The 15380-nt window shown below is 30.5% G+C and carries 12 protein-coding genes and 1 pseudogene; 11 read left to right on the forward strand and 2 right to left on the reverse strand.

The window, feature by feature from the left end; genetic code table 11:
- Window positions 1-78 precede the first annotated feature (78 nt).
- Together DUT90_RS12850 and DUT90_RS12855 are read right to left on the reverse strand one after the other, a co-directional pair.
- Window positions 79-1836, reverse strand: a complete 1758-nt coding sequence (locus DUT90_RS12850) for a TonB-dependent receptor (protein WP_114427576.1) — start codon at window positions 1834-1836, stop codon at window positions 79-81.
- The gene (locus tag DUT90_RS12855) at window positions 1836-4892 is read right to left on the reverse strand and encodes a tetratricopeptide repeat protein (RefSeq protein ID WP_114427577.1); all 3057 of its coding nucleotides are present in this window, start codon (window positions 4890-4892) and stop codon (window positions 1836-1838) included. Before DUT90_RS12855 ends, DUT90_RS12850 begins: the two co-directional genes overlap by 1 nt.
- A 163-nt stretch (window positions 4893-5055) precedes the next feature.
- On the opposite strand from DUT90_RS12855, the pseudogene DUT90_RS12860 reads away from it, so the two are divergent.
- The 11 genes and pseudogenes from DUT90_RS12860 to DUT90_RS12910 all read left to right on the forward strand — a co-directional run.
- Window positions 5056-5574, forward strand: a pseudogene (locus DUT90_RS12860) (cell division ATP-binding protein FtsE); the annotation flags it as partial.
- A gap of 179 nt (window positions 5575-5753) precedes the next feature.
- Entirely contained in the window at window positions 5754-6854 is a 1101-nt protein-coding gene (locus DUT90_RS12865) for a glycosyltransferase (protein ID WP_114427579.1), read from the forward strand.
- 28 nt (window positions 6855-6882) lie between these two features.
- On the forward strand, window positions 6883-7599 hold the full coding sequence (locus DUT90_RS12870; protein WP_114427580.1) for a glycosyltransferase: 717 nt from the start codon (window positions 6883-6885) through the stop codon (window positions 7597-7599).
- Window positions 7596-8414 (forward strand): 2OG-Fe(II) oxygenase, encoded by an 819-nt coding sequence (locus tag DUT90_RS12875; RefSeq protein ID WP_114427581.1) that lies wholly within the window; start codon window positions 7596-7598, stop codon window positions 8412-8414. The genes DUT90_RS12870 and DUT90_RS12875 overlap by 4 nt, the downstream gene beginning before the upstream one ends.
- Window positions 8415-8982: 568 nt before the next feature.
- Complete coding sequence (locus DUT90_RS12880) at window positions 8983-9810, forward strand: SDR family oxidoreductase (RefSeq protein ID WP_114427582.1); 828 nt, start codon at window positions 8983-8985, stop codon at window positions 9808-9810.
- An 11-nt stretch (window positions 9811-9821) separates the two neighbouring features.
- The gene (gene uxuA / locus DUT90_RS12885) at window positions 9822-11009 is read left to right on the forward strand and encodes a mannonate dehydratase (RefSeq protein WP_114427583.1); all 1188 of its coding nucleotides are present in this window, start codon (window positions 9822-9824) and stop codon (window positions 11007-11009) included.
- Between the two features lie 31 nt (window positions 11010-11040).
- Window positions 11041-11883, forward strand: a complete 843-nt coding sequence (gene kduI, locus DUT90_RS12890; protein WP_114427584.1) for a 5-dehydro-4-deoxy-D-glucuronate isomerase — start codon at window positions 11041-11043, stop codon at window positions 11881-11883.
- A gap of 4 nt (window positions 11884-11887) precedes the next feature.
- Entirely contained in the window at window positions 11888-12682 is a 795-nt protein-coding gene (locus DUT90_RS12895; protein WP_114427585.1) for a gluconate 5-dehydrogenase, read from the forward strand.
- Window positions 12683-12744: 62 nt separating this feature from the next.
- Window positions 12745-13908, forward strand: a complete 1164-nt coding sequence (locus tag DUT90_RS12900) for a DUF4861 family protein (RefSeq protein ID WP_114427586.1) — start codon at window positions 12745-12747, stop codon at window positions 13906-13908.
- A 13-nt stretch (window positions 13909-13921) separates the two neighbouring features.
- Window positions 13922-14908: a TRAP transporter substrate-binding protein gene (locus DUT90_RS12905; RefSeq protein ID WP_258848561.1), complete on the forward strand. Its 987-nt coding sequence runs from the start codon at window positions 13922-13924 to the stop codon at window positions 14906-14908.
- Window positions 14908-15378: a TRAP transporter small permease gene (locus DUT90_RS12910; RefSeq protein WP_114427588.1), complete on the forward strand. Its 471-nt coding sequence runs from the start codon at window positions 14908-14910 to the stop codon at window positions 15376-15378. Before DUT90_RS12905 ends, DUT90_RS12910 begins: the two co-directional genes overlap by 1 nt.
- The last annotated feature ends 2 nt before the right edge of the window (window positions 15379-15380 follow it).

Raw genomic sequence — 15380 nt, forward strand, 5'->3', positions numbered from 1 at the left:
TTATAAAGCTACAAAAATGAATTGATTTTAAGGTAGTAATGCATACTACTTCTTTTAAAATGGTAACAGAAGTGTTTTTTAAAAATCAAACTTATATGTAATACCACCTAAAACTTGGAAACCTTGAGTATCAAAATTAGCAAAACGCTGATATTTGGTGTTTAAAATATTGTTTAGTTTTAAAAAAGCAGAAAATTTATCATTAAAATGATAACCTCCATTCAAATTAACATCTACAAAAGAATTTATTGTTTGAACACCACCTAGACTTGATGGAAATTGTCCGTTGTAAAGTACATCTTTTCGTTCATTTACATAAAAAATGGTGGAAGTTGTAAACCATTTGTTGTTTTTATACGTGCTTATAAATGATGCTTCTGTTGTTGGTAAGTTCCAGTTTTCTAATGCCTTATTAAGCGTAAATTGATTATACACTCCTTGTGTTTTAAAAACTAAGTTTTTAGAAAAATCATATTCAAATTCTGCAAACAAAGAGTTCGTTTTTACATCGTCATAAAAAACTGAAAAAGAATTTCCGTACTCATAGCCTAAAATGGTAAATCCATTAACCACAGTATTTGAACCATCAGATTTTGATGCATTTCTAATAAATAAAGGTTTATCTTCTTCAGTAATTGAACTTGCTTTTATATGGTAGCTGAGATGGTTTGTTATTTTTCCTGAAAGACCTACAAAATAATTGGATTTTTCTAAAGTTTGTGTTACAAAAAGTGTAGGAGAAACATAAGGATTGTCTTCAGAGAAACCCTTGTATGTGTTTGTATGTAAATTACCTGTCATCCCTCCATATAGGGTTACAAGGTTTTTGAAAAATGATGTTTGAATAGAGATGTCAGGAATAACAAGGTTGTTTGTTAGCTCATTTTCAGTATCTATTGATGAATAGAGTTTTAAACCTACTTTAAAGTGTATGTTTTTGTACTTGTCTTTGTATTCTGGATGTAGTGACAGCGTTAGTGTATTGTAATTAATAGGATTAAAATCACTATAACTTTGTCTAAATTTACCGTTGAGATATTCTATGTCGGTTTTGACAGAGATATCACGTAATCTAGAATACAAAAAACCTAGTGGAAAATCTAATTTAGTGCTAAAAATTGTATAGAGTTCCGCACTTTGATATTGGTCTGTATAATAGGAAAGATTTAATTTTCCGTAATCTATATAAGAATCTTCAAACTTTACATCACCTACAATTTTATAATACGTATAAACTTGTTCTTCATTGATAGTATTTAAAGTAAATTCAGAGAATGGTAAGTCTGGTAATCCAAACCAATTGTACCTATTCTTTTTTGAATAAATGCTTGTTTTCCAATCAAAATACCGTTCTTCTTTTTTGTAGAAAGCACCAATATTAAAATTAGAAAAATTACTATTTAATAGTGTGTTTTGAACGTTTTGCTCTGAAGCAAAATATTTAGCATGAAAACCAAATTCATTTTGAAACCTTGTATTATGGTGTAAAAATGTTTCAAAAAAAGGAGAAGCAAAATTACCATAACCCGCAGCAATATAATTTTTATAGATTCTTTCTTTAACACCAACATCAATTCCTTTTATAGCACCGCTTTTTGGAACAAAGGTAGATGCTACTGGAGCAGAGTATATTGTGTATTCTAGTTTTTTACGTTCATCTTTTTCAAGTAATTTAATAGTAGGGTTTACTCGTATTTTTTTTGCATCAGCAATTTTTGGGTTGTATTTGGTTACTACATTAACAACTTCTGTTTTTACAGTATCTTGTTTCTTTTCTTGAGAAAAAACACCAAGATATAGTAACAACATAAAAAATAAAAAAAAAGGTTTTTTCATTAGTTTTTATCTTTTTTTTCTGGTTTATTTTCTTCTATAGGAGAAACAGAATTATTCTTTTTAGCCTCGTTATTTTTTATAATTATAAGCTCTTGTTTAGCTTCTTCAACAATTTCTTCAAACTGTTTAAAATTTTTGATGATATTTTCAAGCACAAATGTTGCTTGATATATATCTTCAAGACCATAATAATTTTTACCCATTATTATATAGCTTCTTACAGCCCAGTATTTGTAAGCAGAGTAATTTGCAATTAGTTTTTGAACAATCTTATTAGATACATCATAATCATCTTGTTGATTTTTAAAAAACGCGTTGTAATACAGTGCTTCTGCTTTTAACTCGCCAGTTGCAGTTTCTTCTATTTCATTATAAAAATCTTCTGCGGTAAGTAAATCTCCGTCTTCAAAGGCTGCTCTTGCAATAATTATTTTAGCATCATTTTCTAAACTTTTTTCGAGCTTGTCTCGTAATAAAATCTTTTTAGCGTAATCAATAGCAAGATCATATGCTTCTGTTTCGTAATAGCCTTTCATTAAATTACTTTGAGCAAAAAGAACATTTTCTGTAGCATATGCTTCTTGTTCTAGTCTGTCTAATAAAGGTAAAGCATTGTTAAATTGATCTTTTTCTAGGTAGATTAGAGATAACTTACTCAAAGCGTCTTCGCTAAATTCATTTTGTTCTTCTTCTAAAACAGCCTCATAATAAGAAATAGATTTGTCAAATTCTTTTACTTTGTAGAGTACATCTGCTAAATAATAATTTGCTTTGATCCAATGAATTCCACCAGGAAAAGATTGTACATATTTTGATAGTGCAGCTATAATTGCTTCTCCTTTTTTAGATTCAAAATACATTTTTTCTGCAGAAGCAAAAGCGGTATTGTCTAAATCTGAATTGCTAATGTTGATAAATTTTAAACTTCTAATCCATTCTACATAATCTTCTATATTTCCTTCATCTATGTATATATTTCTAGCGTTAGCAACAGCTTCTAGAGCATCTGGTGAGTTTGGGAATCTACTAGTAATTTCTTTGTATTTAGACAAAGCTTCAAAATTTTTATTTTCACTATAATACAGTAAACCTTGCCTTACTAAAGCTTTAGGAAGAAAAACGCTACTAGGATATTTTTCTGCTAATCTATCGTACGCTTGATGCGCTTTTTTATTGTCTTTTACTGCTGTGTAGGTATTTGCTAATTGAAATAAAGCATCGTCTTTTAAAGTTGAAACTTGGTAGTTATTGACAACATTAGTTAAGGCTTTTAGTTTTTGAGCATTATCATCTAAAAAACCGTAACTAATAGCTATTTGATACTCCGCATAATCAGCATCCGCTCCTATATTATCAACCACAGTTTTGTAAGATGAGATTGCTTTGTTATAGTCTCTTAAAGCAAAATGACAATCTCCTAACCTAACCATAGCATCGTTTTTGAACGAAATGTCTATGGTGTCGTTTTGAATAAAAATGTCAAATGCAGCTATTGCATTTTTATAATCTTTGAGTTTAAAATTACTATAGCCTATATTATAATCAAGCAAAAAAAGATCTTGAATTGAGTTTTTTTTATTATTCAACGTCATGAACTTTCCTAGCGCAGTTGTATAATTTTGTAGAAGATAATAGCTTTCAGCTTCCCAATAGGTGGCTCTAGTTTTAACTTCATTGTTTTCAGACTGTAAACTCTTTGCAAAAAAAGGAATAGCCTCTTTTATTTTATTATCATTTAGCAACTGAATACCTCTGTATAAAGAAACCTCTTGTATAATGGGTAGATTTTTACGTGCGTTTTTTTCATTCAAAAAAACTAAAGCTCCTTCATAATCTCTTTGGTGCAAATAAGAAGCGATGACTAAATCTTTAATTTCATCATATGCTTTTGATTTTGGATAAGTGTTTAAATAATCTTGTAAAACTTCAGCAACACTTTTAAACGGGTTACCAGTTTCATAGCTCAATTTTGCGTAGTTTAGTGCTGCGTCTTCTTTTATTTTTTGATTAAAATACATTTCTGAAGCAGACTTAAAAGCATTTAGAGCTTCAGATTTTTTACCTAATTTCATATAACATTCTCCTAAATGATAATAAGCATTTTGAGAAACTGAATTTTTTTGATCTATGATTTTGTTAAAGTTACTTATAGCATTTTCAAAATCATTTTGCTTGTAATAAGCATATCCTAATTGATAGAAATCTGTATTGTTCCATTTCCCTTTTTTCCCTTTATAATCTTTTAAATATGGAATAGATTCTGCATATTGCTTTAGATTAAAAAAGCTCTCTCCAATAATTTTAGAAATTTCAGATTTTTGATTTCTCTTAACACTTTTAATCAATTCTTTACCAATTCTAATAGATCGTTCAAATTTTCCTGCTTTAAAATTGATATCTAACAAGTAATAAGATATTTCTAATCTATAAGTATCATTATCTTCAATCTCTTTGAGTGTAGATTCTGCCAAACCATAATCTTCCATTTTATAAGCAATGTAACCAAAATAATATCTAGAATCATTACCATAAAGCGGGCTATTGATAAGTTGGATAAACTTATTTTTTGCCAAGTTTAAATTTTTAGTAACCAAGTAGCAATACCCCATTTTAAAGTTTAATTCTTCTCTATTTTTTATAGATAACTTAGCAATATCTACTTGTCCATACCATTTTAAAGCATAAGCAGCCTTTTTATTTGCAAAATAATAATTAGCAACATTATAAATTGCTCTATTTTTTTTGCTACTGTTAGGATTGTCATTTATAAAGGAAAGTATTTTTTTGTCTGCTTCTGGTTGATTAAGCCTTACAGCGCACATAGCATCATAATATGCTGCATCAGATTTTAAATGATTACTGATTTCTACATCTTTAATGATGTCATCAAAAGTATTTTGAGCAGCAGCATAGGCTTTGTTGTTAAAGAGCGAAACCGCATTGTTAAAATTAGTTATAGTACTTGTTTCTACAATAGTTTGCTGGCAAAAACTATTTATAGATAATAAAAATGTAATGAAAATAATATTAGATTTCTTTGAAAAAGCAAGTTTCATACAACTATTTTTGATACTCTATGATGCATAACGCAATTTTTTTTATTTTGTTTGATTCGATAAAAAAAAATGCAGACCAATTTAAACCAAAAGTAATAATTGTTTGTAATTGATAGTATAAAATCAATAGAAACTTTTAAGTTTGTAAAAACTATTTTTTTTCATGGATAAATCTGTTCTACATCTTGAAAATGCTGATATTTACCAAAGAGACAATTTGGTATTGTCTAAAGTAAATTTAACAGTTAAATCTGGAGATTTTTATTATTTAATTGGTAAAACAGGAAGTGGGAAAAGTAGTTTAATGAAAACTTTGTATGGAGATTTAAAACTGCAAAAGGGTATTGGGAATATTGTAGGTTTTGATTTAAAAAAACTTAAAGAAAAGGAAATTCCTTTTTTAAGAAGAAAAATAGGAATCGTTTTTCAAGATTTTAAGTTACTCTCAGATAGAAATGTCTTTGATAATTTAGATTTTGTTTTAAAAGCTACAGGGTGGAAAGACAAGGCTAAAATGAAAGCTAAAATTCATGAGGTCTTAGAGAAAGTAGGTATGAAATCTTCCTATTACAAAAAAACTTACGAACTTTCTGGAGGAGAACAACAAAGAGTTGCCATAGCAAGGGCTTTATTAAATGATCCTGAGTTAATTTTAGCAGATGAGCCTACGGGTAACCTAGATCCTAAAACCTCTTTAGAAGTTATGCACCTGTTGAACGAGATTCATCAAAATGGAAAAACTATTTTAATGGCAACGCATGATTATCAGTTAATTGTAAAGTTTAAGCAAAAAACGATAAAATGTGAAGGAGGAGTCTTGTTTGAGGTTGCTCAAAGAACAGTATAATTTAAAATTAACTTTTGAAAAACAAAAAAGTATTTGTTGCTGTAACCAACGATATTTCTACGGATTATAGGGTGCGTAAAGTATCTAATTACCTTATTAGTAAAAATTTTTCTGTTGATGTTTATGGTAGGGTTTTACCTAATACTATAGAAGTACAAAGAGAGTATGCAATAATTAGAAAAAAACATTTGTTTAATAATAACTTTCTTTTTTATGCTGAGTATAACATAAGGTTATTCTTTTTTCTTTTAGTTACAAAATACGATTATATTTTAGCAAACGATCTAGATACCTTGCCTGCTTGTTTTTTCGCTAGTAAAATAAAAAAAGCATCCTTAGTGTATGATAGTCATGAACTTTTTTCTGAAGGTCCAGAACTACAAGGAAGAGCTTTTGTACAAAGTTTTTGGAGAAAATTAGAAGACTTTTTTTTACCTAAGATAAATAAATCTTACACTGTTAGTAAGTCTATTTCAGAATTTTATGGTAAAAAATACCAAAATAACATGGGAGTCGTAAAAAATGTTCCTGAGTTAAAAAATAATAAAACAGCAGTTACTGTTGAGTTTCCAACTAAGAAAAAAACAATTTTATATCAAGGCGTTTTAAATCCAGGAAGAGGAATAAAACCGATGGTTTTGGCGTTAAAACTAATAAAAAATTTAGATTTAGTTATTATTGGGTACGGCAAAGTAGAAGAAGAATTAAAGCAATTTGTTGTTGATCAAAAGATGGAAGGGAGAGTTCATTTTTTAGGAAGAATAGATAGAGATATATTGTTTAATTATACAAAATTAGCTACATTAGGGATGGTTTTAGAAGAGCCCTTGGGTTTAAGCTTTACTTACTCTTTACCTAACAAACTATTTGATTATATTCATGCGGAATTACCAATAATAGCTGGTAATATGCCAGAAATCACTCGTATTATTGTAAAGCATGATGTTGGGGTAATTGTAGAAGATTATACCCCGCAATCTATTGCTAAACAAATAAATGAGTTACTTGCTGATTCAGAGAGATTACAAAAAATTAAAAACAATCAAAAACTAGCAAAAGAGCTATTATGTTGGGAAGTAGAATCTCAAAAATTAAATCAATATTTTAAAAATTAAAGTCATTTATCCAAAATTATCTATCATAATACCTGTATTAAATAATCTTGATGGATTGAAAAAATCGATTGAGAGTATAAGTAGTCAAATATTTAAAGACTATGAAGTGTGGATTATTGATGGAGGTTCAACTAAAAAAACCAAAGACTATTTAGCCTCTTTAGTGTTTCCTTTTTTTTGGCTTTCAGAGAAAGACTCTGGTATATATGACGCCATGAATAAAGGGTTACAATATGCCAATGGAGAATGGGTGTATTTTCTTGGAAGCGGAGACGAATTTAATGACAAGCAAGTGCTTCAAACTATATTTTCAAAAGAATATCAAGAAGGTGTTTCTATTATTTCAGGAAGCGTTTTGTATGAAGGAGATGCAAAGCCTTTTATATATTCTAAAACTAAAACAATAAAAAATCCGTCATGGAATTTTTCTATGTGGATAAGAAATGGGCTTCATCATCAAGCAACATTTTATAAGAAAATACTGTTTGTTGATGTAAAATATGATTTGAATTATCCAATATTTTCAGATTATTGGTTTAATTTGTTGCAGTATAAAAATAAGGTCAATTGTTTTTTGTTGTCTGATGTGATAGCAAAATGCACATCTGACGGAGTTTCAAAATTAGGTAGTAAAAAAAATTATAAAGAAGAAGTTCAGTTTAAAACTCATTTAAGTTCTAGTCTTTTTGCACCTGTTTTTTACCTTCTAGTAACACTAAAAATGAGTTTAAAGAAATTAGTATGATTAAAACTAGAAAAGAAATAGCAGAACTTATAGTAGAAAACTTACAAAAAAATAAAGAGTCGCTACAAAAACAATTTTTAGAGACAAAAAAAGATATTGGTTTTTTTTATTTAGATAACCTTTTACCAGATGATTTGTGTTCAGAAATTCACCAGAAGTTTCCTGAGCTTTCTGAAGCAGAAAAGAAAAAAGATCTAAGAGAATTTAAACACATTGCTTATCAAATGAATAAGTACGATAAATTACTAGAAGAGGTTATCTATGCTTTTCAAGAAGAAAATGTTGTTAGATTAATATCAGGTATTTGTGAAATTAAGAAACCGCTGCCAGACGAAAATTTATATGCAGGAGGTTTGTCTCTAATGGCAAAAGACAATTACTTAAATCCACATTTAGATAATTCTCACGATAAAGATAGAAATTTATGGAGGGTATTAAATCTTTTGTATTATGTAACACCAAATTGGTCTTTAGAAAATGGAGGTAATTTAGAGCTTTGGCCTAATGGAATTAAAAACAATCCTTTGGTATTAACAAGTAAGTTTAACAGACTTATTGTAATGGCTACGCACCAACACTCGTGGCATTCTGTAAATAAAGTAGTAATAGATAGGGTAAGATGCTGCGTCTCTAATTATTATTTTTCAAAGACACCTTTATTAAAAGAAGATAAATTTCATGTAACTTTATTTAGGGCTAGAGCTTCAGAGAAAGGAAAAGATATACTTTTAAAGATTGATAATTTTGTAAGGTCTAGTGTTCGTAAAGTTTTAAAAAAAGGAGTTAGAGAAAATCCACATCAATATAAAAAATAGACTGATATTTTATTTTTAATAAAAAAATATATATATTTACCAAAATACTTGTTTGAAAAAGTACATTTAATATTAATTTTTAAATCCCCTAAAAAATGTGCAAGTGTCCAAGTTGCGACTCTACACGTCGCATACGTGAGCGTAGAAAACTTCTGTTAAAATTAATACCTAAGGCTAAGGCTTATAAATGTTATAAGTGTAAAACCAAGTATTTGTTTGTTCCTTATCTGACATCTCAGGTAATTTTATTAAAAGAAAGAAAAAAAGTAAAAGACATCACTTTTACATCAAAAGAATTTGTTATAGATTAAAAAAAACCTCCTAATCGGAGGTTTTTTTATTGTAATATAATGCACTTTTACATTGTTTTGTCCTTATTGTATGTATTTGGTAATCATAGTTTTGTATTTTAGTGTACCTTTTCTGTATTGTAGTTTTAAATAGATGTATTATTATTGTATTACAAAAGCAAGATAGTACAGGACATAAGAATAATTCCAAAAAATTACTTTTATATTTCGTTATAAAAATCAACTATAAAAATCAAAAGATATTTTCTAAGTATATCATGAGTAAAACAATCGTATTAACAGGTGCAGGAGGTGTATTATGTAGCACAATGGCTATGGCCCTTGCAAAAGAAGGAAACAAAATAGCTGTATTAGATTTAAGAGAAGAGGCGGCAAATAAAGTTGCAGAAGAAATTAAAGCTGCTGGGGGTGAAGCAATAGGTGTCGCAGCCAATGTCTTAGAGAAAGATTCTTTAGAAAAAGCAAAACAAGTAGTAAATGATGCTTTTGGTAAAGTAGATATTTTAGTAAATGGAGCGGGAGGTAATCACCCATTAGGAACAACTTCTAACCCATTTTTTGCAATGGAAGATTTACAAAATGCCGCTGAAGGTTTTAAAACTTTCTTTGATTTAGATCCAAAAGGAATTGAGTTTACATTTAACTTAAACTTTTTAGGAACGTTAATTCCTACTCAGGTTTTTGCTACGGATATGGTTGGACGTGAAGGGTGTTCTATATTGAACATTTCATCTATGAACGCTTATACTCCGTTAACCAAAATACCAGCATATAGTGGAGCAAAAGCTGCAATTTCTAACTTTACACAATGGTTGGCAGTGCACTTTTCTAAAGTAGGTATTCGTGTAAACGCTTTAGCGCCAGGTTTTTTCTTAACAGACCAAAACCGAGCATTATTAACTAATGAAGATGGAAGTTTAACGCAAAGAGGACAGCAAATTATAGATCAAACGCCTATGGGACGTTACGGAACTGCAGACGATTTAGTAAGTTCTACCTTGTATTTATGTGATGATGCTTCTGCATTTGTAACAGGAATTGTAATTCCAATCGATGGAGGTTTCTCAGCATATAGTGGTGTATAAAAATTAGAAAAATGACTCAAAATTTAGAACAAACTTGGCGTTGGTATGGGCCAAATGATCCAGTTTCTTTATCAGACATAAAACAAAGCGGTGCAACAGGAATTGTTTCTGCATTACACCATATTCCAAATGGAGAAGTTTGGACAGTTGAAGAAATTACCAAAAGAAAAGAAATTATAGAAAATGTAGGATTGACTTGGTCTGTAGTAGAATCGGTGCCAATTCATGAGAACATTAAAACCAAATCTGGAGATTATCAAAAATATATCGAAAACTACAAACAAACTCTTTTAAATTTAGGAGAATGTGGAATTGATATTGTGTGTTACAACTTTATGCCAGTATTAGACTGGACACGAACTAATTTAGATTACGAAGTGTCTGATGAGTCTACTGCATTGCGTTTTGAAGCTGCCGCTTTTGCTGCTTTTGAATTGTATTTGTTAAAAAGACCAGGTGCAGAAGAAGCGTATTCTGATGCTCAAAAGCAAAAAGCTGCAGAGTTTATTAAAAACACATCAGAAGAGGAGCAAACAAAATTAATCAGAAATATTATTGCTGGTTTACCAGGTGCAGAAGAAGGCTATAGTTTAGAAGAGTTCAACCAGATTTTAGCAACGTATAAAAATATTGGACCTAAAGAATTAAAAGCAAACTTATTCTCGTTTTTATCAGAAATTATTCCTGCAGCAGAACAAGCAGGAGTATTAATGTGTATTCATCCAGATGATCCACCATTTCCAATTTTAGGTTTACCAAGAGTAGTTTCTACAGAACAAGATATCGAAGATATTTACAATGCAGTTCCATCACAAAATAACGGATTGACATTTTGTACAGGTTCTTTTGGTGTTAGATCAGATAACGATTTAGCAGGAATGGTAGAGCGCTTAGGAGACAGAATTCACTTTATTCATTTGCGTGCTACAAAAAGAGATGCAGAAGGGAATTTCCACGAAGCAGATCATTTAGAAGGAGATGTAGACATGTATGCGGTGATGAAGGCTTTAGTTTTAGAACAACAAAAAAGAATAGCTGCAGGAAGAAAAGATTTAAGAATGCCTTTTAGACCAGACCATGGTCATAAAATGTTAGACGATTTAAAAAAGAAAACCAATCCTGGATATTCAGGCATTGGACGTTTACGAGGTTTAGCTGAATTGAGAGGTTTAGAATTAGGAATTAGACGTTCTTTATAATAGAAACAAAATAGAATAAAAAAGAAATATAATGGCAACAACTTTTGAAACAAGATATGCTTCAAGTCCGAAAGCAGTAAAAAAATACGACACACAAGAATTAAGAGATGAATTTTTAGTTACTGATTTAATGCAACCAGGAAATATCAAATGGGTATACACGCATTATGATAGATACATGGCTGGAGGAGCAGTACCAACAACAGGTGCTTTAACCCTAGAAACAATAGATCCTTTAAAATCAGATTTTTTCTTAGAAAGAAGAGAAGTAGGGGTTATTAATGCTGGAGGAAAAGGAACTATAATAGCTGATGGTGAAGAGTTTAAGATGTTGCATAAAGATGCTTTATATCTTGGTAAAGGTGTAAAAGAAGTTGTTTTTAAAAGTGATGACGCAAACAATCCTGCAAAATTTTACATGAATTCTGCACCAGCACATACTGCTTATCCAACAAAGCAAGTAACAAAAGCAGAAGCGAATAAAATTGAATTGGGTAGTTTAGAAACTGCAAACCATAGGACGGTAAATCAAATGATTATTGGCGGAATCGTAACTACATGCCAATTACAAATGGGTATGACAGAGTTAAAAACAGGTTCTGTTTGGAATACTATGCCTGCTCATGTTCATGATAGAAGAATGGAAATCTATTATTATATGGATATTATGGACGAACAATCTGTTTGTCATTTTATGGGAGAACCTCAGGAAACACGTCATATTTGGATGCAAAATCACGAAGCTGTAATTTCTCCACCCTGGTCTATTCACTCAGGTTCTGGTACATCTAATTATACGTTTATTTGGGGTATGGCAGGTGAAAACCTAGATTACAATGATATGGATGTTGCAAAAATTACGGATTTAAGATAAAAAAATGTCGCAAACTTTATTTGATATTACAGGAAAAGTAGCTTTAATAACAGGTTCTACGCACGGTTTAGGAATGTCTATGGCTATGGGTTTAGGAAAAGCGGGTGCTACAATTGTTGTGAATGGAAATTCATCGCAAGAAAAAATAGATAAAGCAGTGGCTTTGTATAAAGAAGCAGGCATTAATGCTGTGGGTTACAAATTTAACGTAACTGATGAAGCGCAAGTAATTGAAGCAATCAACAAAATTGAAACTGAAGTTGGGAACATTGATATTTTAGTAAACAACGCAGGAATCATTAAAAGAACACCACTTGCAGAAATGGAAGTGGAAGATTTTAAACAAGTGATTGATGTTGATTTGGTAAGTCCGTTTATTGTTTCTAAACACGTTATTAAAGAAATGATGGAGCGTAAAGCTGGTAAAATTATCAATATTTGTTCTATGATGAGCGAATTAGGTAGAAATACTGTAGGTGCTTATGCAGCTGCAAAAGGTGGTTTGGTAATGCTTACTAAAAATATGGCTACAGAATGGGCTCGTTTTGGTATTCAAGTAAATGGAATTGGACCTGGTTATTTTGCAACTTCGCAAACTGCTCCAATTAGAGTTGATGGACATCCTTTTAACGATTTTATCGTAAACAGAACGCCTGCTAAAAAATGGGGAGATCCAGATGATTTGGCAGGAGCAGCTGTGTTCTTATCATCAAAAGCAAGCGATTTTGTAAACGGACATATTTTATATGTTGATGGTGGAATTTTAGCAACTATTGGTAAACCTTCTAACGAAGAATAAGTTTATATAAAACTCAAATCTTTCAGGTTTTTAAAACCTGAAAGATTTAAATCTAAAATCAAATGAAAAAAATAGTTTTCTTTTTTTTAACAGCCTCTCTTTTTATCAATTGTGATAAAAAAACAGAAATCGTTTCAACAGTTACTGTAAAAAATAATTTGACTGTGGACAGAGAATTTGAAACAGTTGAAGTTGATATTTCTAACTTGGCTGCTGAAAAAGTAGCTGATTTAGTGATTTTAGATGCTGATAATTCAATTGTAACTTCACAAATTGTAGATACAGATTTAGATGGTAAAAATGATGTTATATTATTTCAACCAACTTTAAAAGCAAATCAAACTAAAGAGTATTCGGTAGTAGTTTCTAAGGTTGCAAAACAAACAGATACCGCATATTGCTATTCGCGTTTTGTGCCAGAAAGAACAGACGATTATACTTGGGAAAACAATAAAGTTGGCTTTAGAACCTTTGGACCTGTGGCACAAAAAATGGTAGAAGATGGCGTAAAAGGAGGTACTTTATCTAGCGGAATTGATGCATGGTTAAAACGCGTAGAATATCCAATTATTAATTTATGGTACAAGAGAAATGATGCTGAAAAAGGTGCGTATCATACAGATCATGGTGAAGGTTTAGATAACTTCCACGTTGGTGTAAGTCGTGGAGTTGGCGGTACAGCTGTTAAAGTTGATACTTCCTATTATTTTTCAAGAAACTTTACCTCTTATAAAACAATTACTACAGGTCCTATAAGAACAAGTTTTGTGTTAACCTATGCAGAATGGGATGCTAATGGAAAACAAATTAAGGAAACAAAACATATTTCTTTAGACTATGGTCAAAATTTATCTCGTTTCGAGATTGATGTAAAAGGTACAGAGACTATTTCTACAGGATTAACTTTGCATAAAAAGAAAGGAGTTACCAATCAAAATAAAGCTAATTTTTGGATTAGTCATTGGGAAACTTTAGACGATTCTGAAATAGGAACAGGTATTGTAACAACAAAACCATATTTTTTTGGATCTGAAAAATATATTACTTCTAAGAAAGATGAAAGCAATCATTTTTTACATTTAAATGTAGTGAATGATAAAGTTGTTTTTTATAGTGGTTTTGGATGGGTAAAGAGTAAACAATTTTCGAATCAGTTAGATTGGGAAAATTATTTAACAGATTTTTCTAAAAAAATAAGCAGTCCATTAATTGTGACTCAAAATTAAATCAATCTTAAAAATGAAGAAAACTAGCTTTTTTCAATTGCTATCTCTTTTAGCTATTTCAATGTTCTTTTACGGGTGTCAATCAGAATCATCAATTACAACGTTAAGATTGGGGCATGCTTTAGATACACAACATCCTGTTCATAAAGCAATGGTAATTTTAGGGCAAGAAATAGAAAAACAATCACAAGGAAAATTAAAATTGAACATTTATCCTAGTGGACAGTTAGGGGGTGAAAGAGAATGTTTGGAGTTGTTACAAATTGGTAGTTTAGACATTACAAAGGTTTCGGCAGCAGTTTTAGAAAATTTTATACCAGAGTACAAAGTATTTAGCGTGCCTTATATGTTTAGAGACAAAGCACATACATTTAGTGTTTTTGATAGTCAAATAGGTGAAAGTTTATTGTTAAAAGGAGAAAAATTTAGACTACGTGGATTAACATTTTACGATGCAGGTAGTAGAAGTTTCTATATGAAAGAAGCGCCTATTAAAACACCAGCAGATTTAGTAGGAAAAAAAATTAGAGTACAAAAAAGTAACATGGCAGTAGCTATGGTAAATGATTTAGGGGGTTCTCCAACTCCAATTTCTTGGGGAGAATTATATACAGCTTTACAGCAAGGAGTTGTTGATGGAGCAGAGAACAATCCACCAAGTTTTTATACATCCAAGCACTATGAAGTTTGTAAATTTTATTCTTTGGATGAACATACTGCAGTACCCGATGTTTTGTTAATAGGAACAGATACTTGGTCTCGTTTAAACGATCAACAAAAGGAATGGGTAAAAAAGGCAGTAAAAGTAAGTACAACTGTGCAGAGAAAATTATGGGCAGCTTCAGAAAAAGAGTCTATAGCAGCAGTTAAAGAAGCAGGTGTTCAAGTGGTTTATCCAGAAAAAAAACCTTTTGAAGAACAAACCAAAGGAATATTGAAATTATTTGATGGAAATGAAGAAATGAAAAGTTTAATTACTTCAATAAAAAATCAACAATAATGAGAGCAAAAATAGACAGTGTTTTAGAAAAATTAGTGCTTGTTATTTTAGTGATAATGCTGGTAAGTGTGGTATGGCAAGTGTTTTCTAGGTTTGTTTTACGAGCACCAAGTACCATAACAGATGAGATATCAAGTTTTTCATTAATATGGGTAGGATTGTTAGGAGCAGCTTATGCAGCGGGTAAAAATTTACATTTAGCGATTGACTTAATTCCAGAAGGCGTTGTAAAGAAAAAACAAAGCTTGTTTAACGGAATTGTTTTTATATCTATTGCTTTTTTTGCATTTACAGTAATGATTATTGGTGGCGCAAGATTGTGTCAATTGAGTTTTCAATTTGGTCAAACATCCGCAACTCTAGAAATTCCTTTAGGATTTATTTATTTGGGAGTTCCTATTTCAGGAATTTTAATTTGTTATTATAGTATTGACACACTTTTAAACCAAAGAAAATTAAACAAAGCATAAAT

Source organism: Polaribacter sp. WD7 (assembly GCF_003335085.1).
Taxonomy (GTDB): domain Bacteria; phylum Bacteroidota; class Bacteroidia; order Flavobacteriales; family Flavobacteriaceae; genus Polaribacter.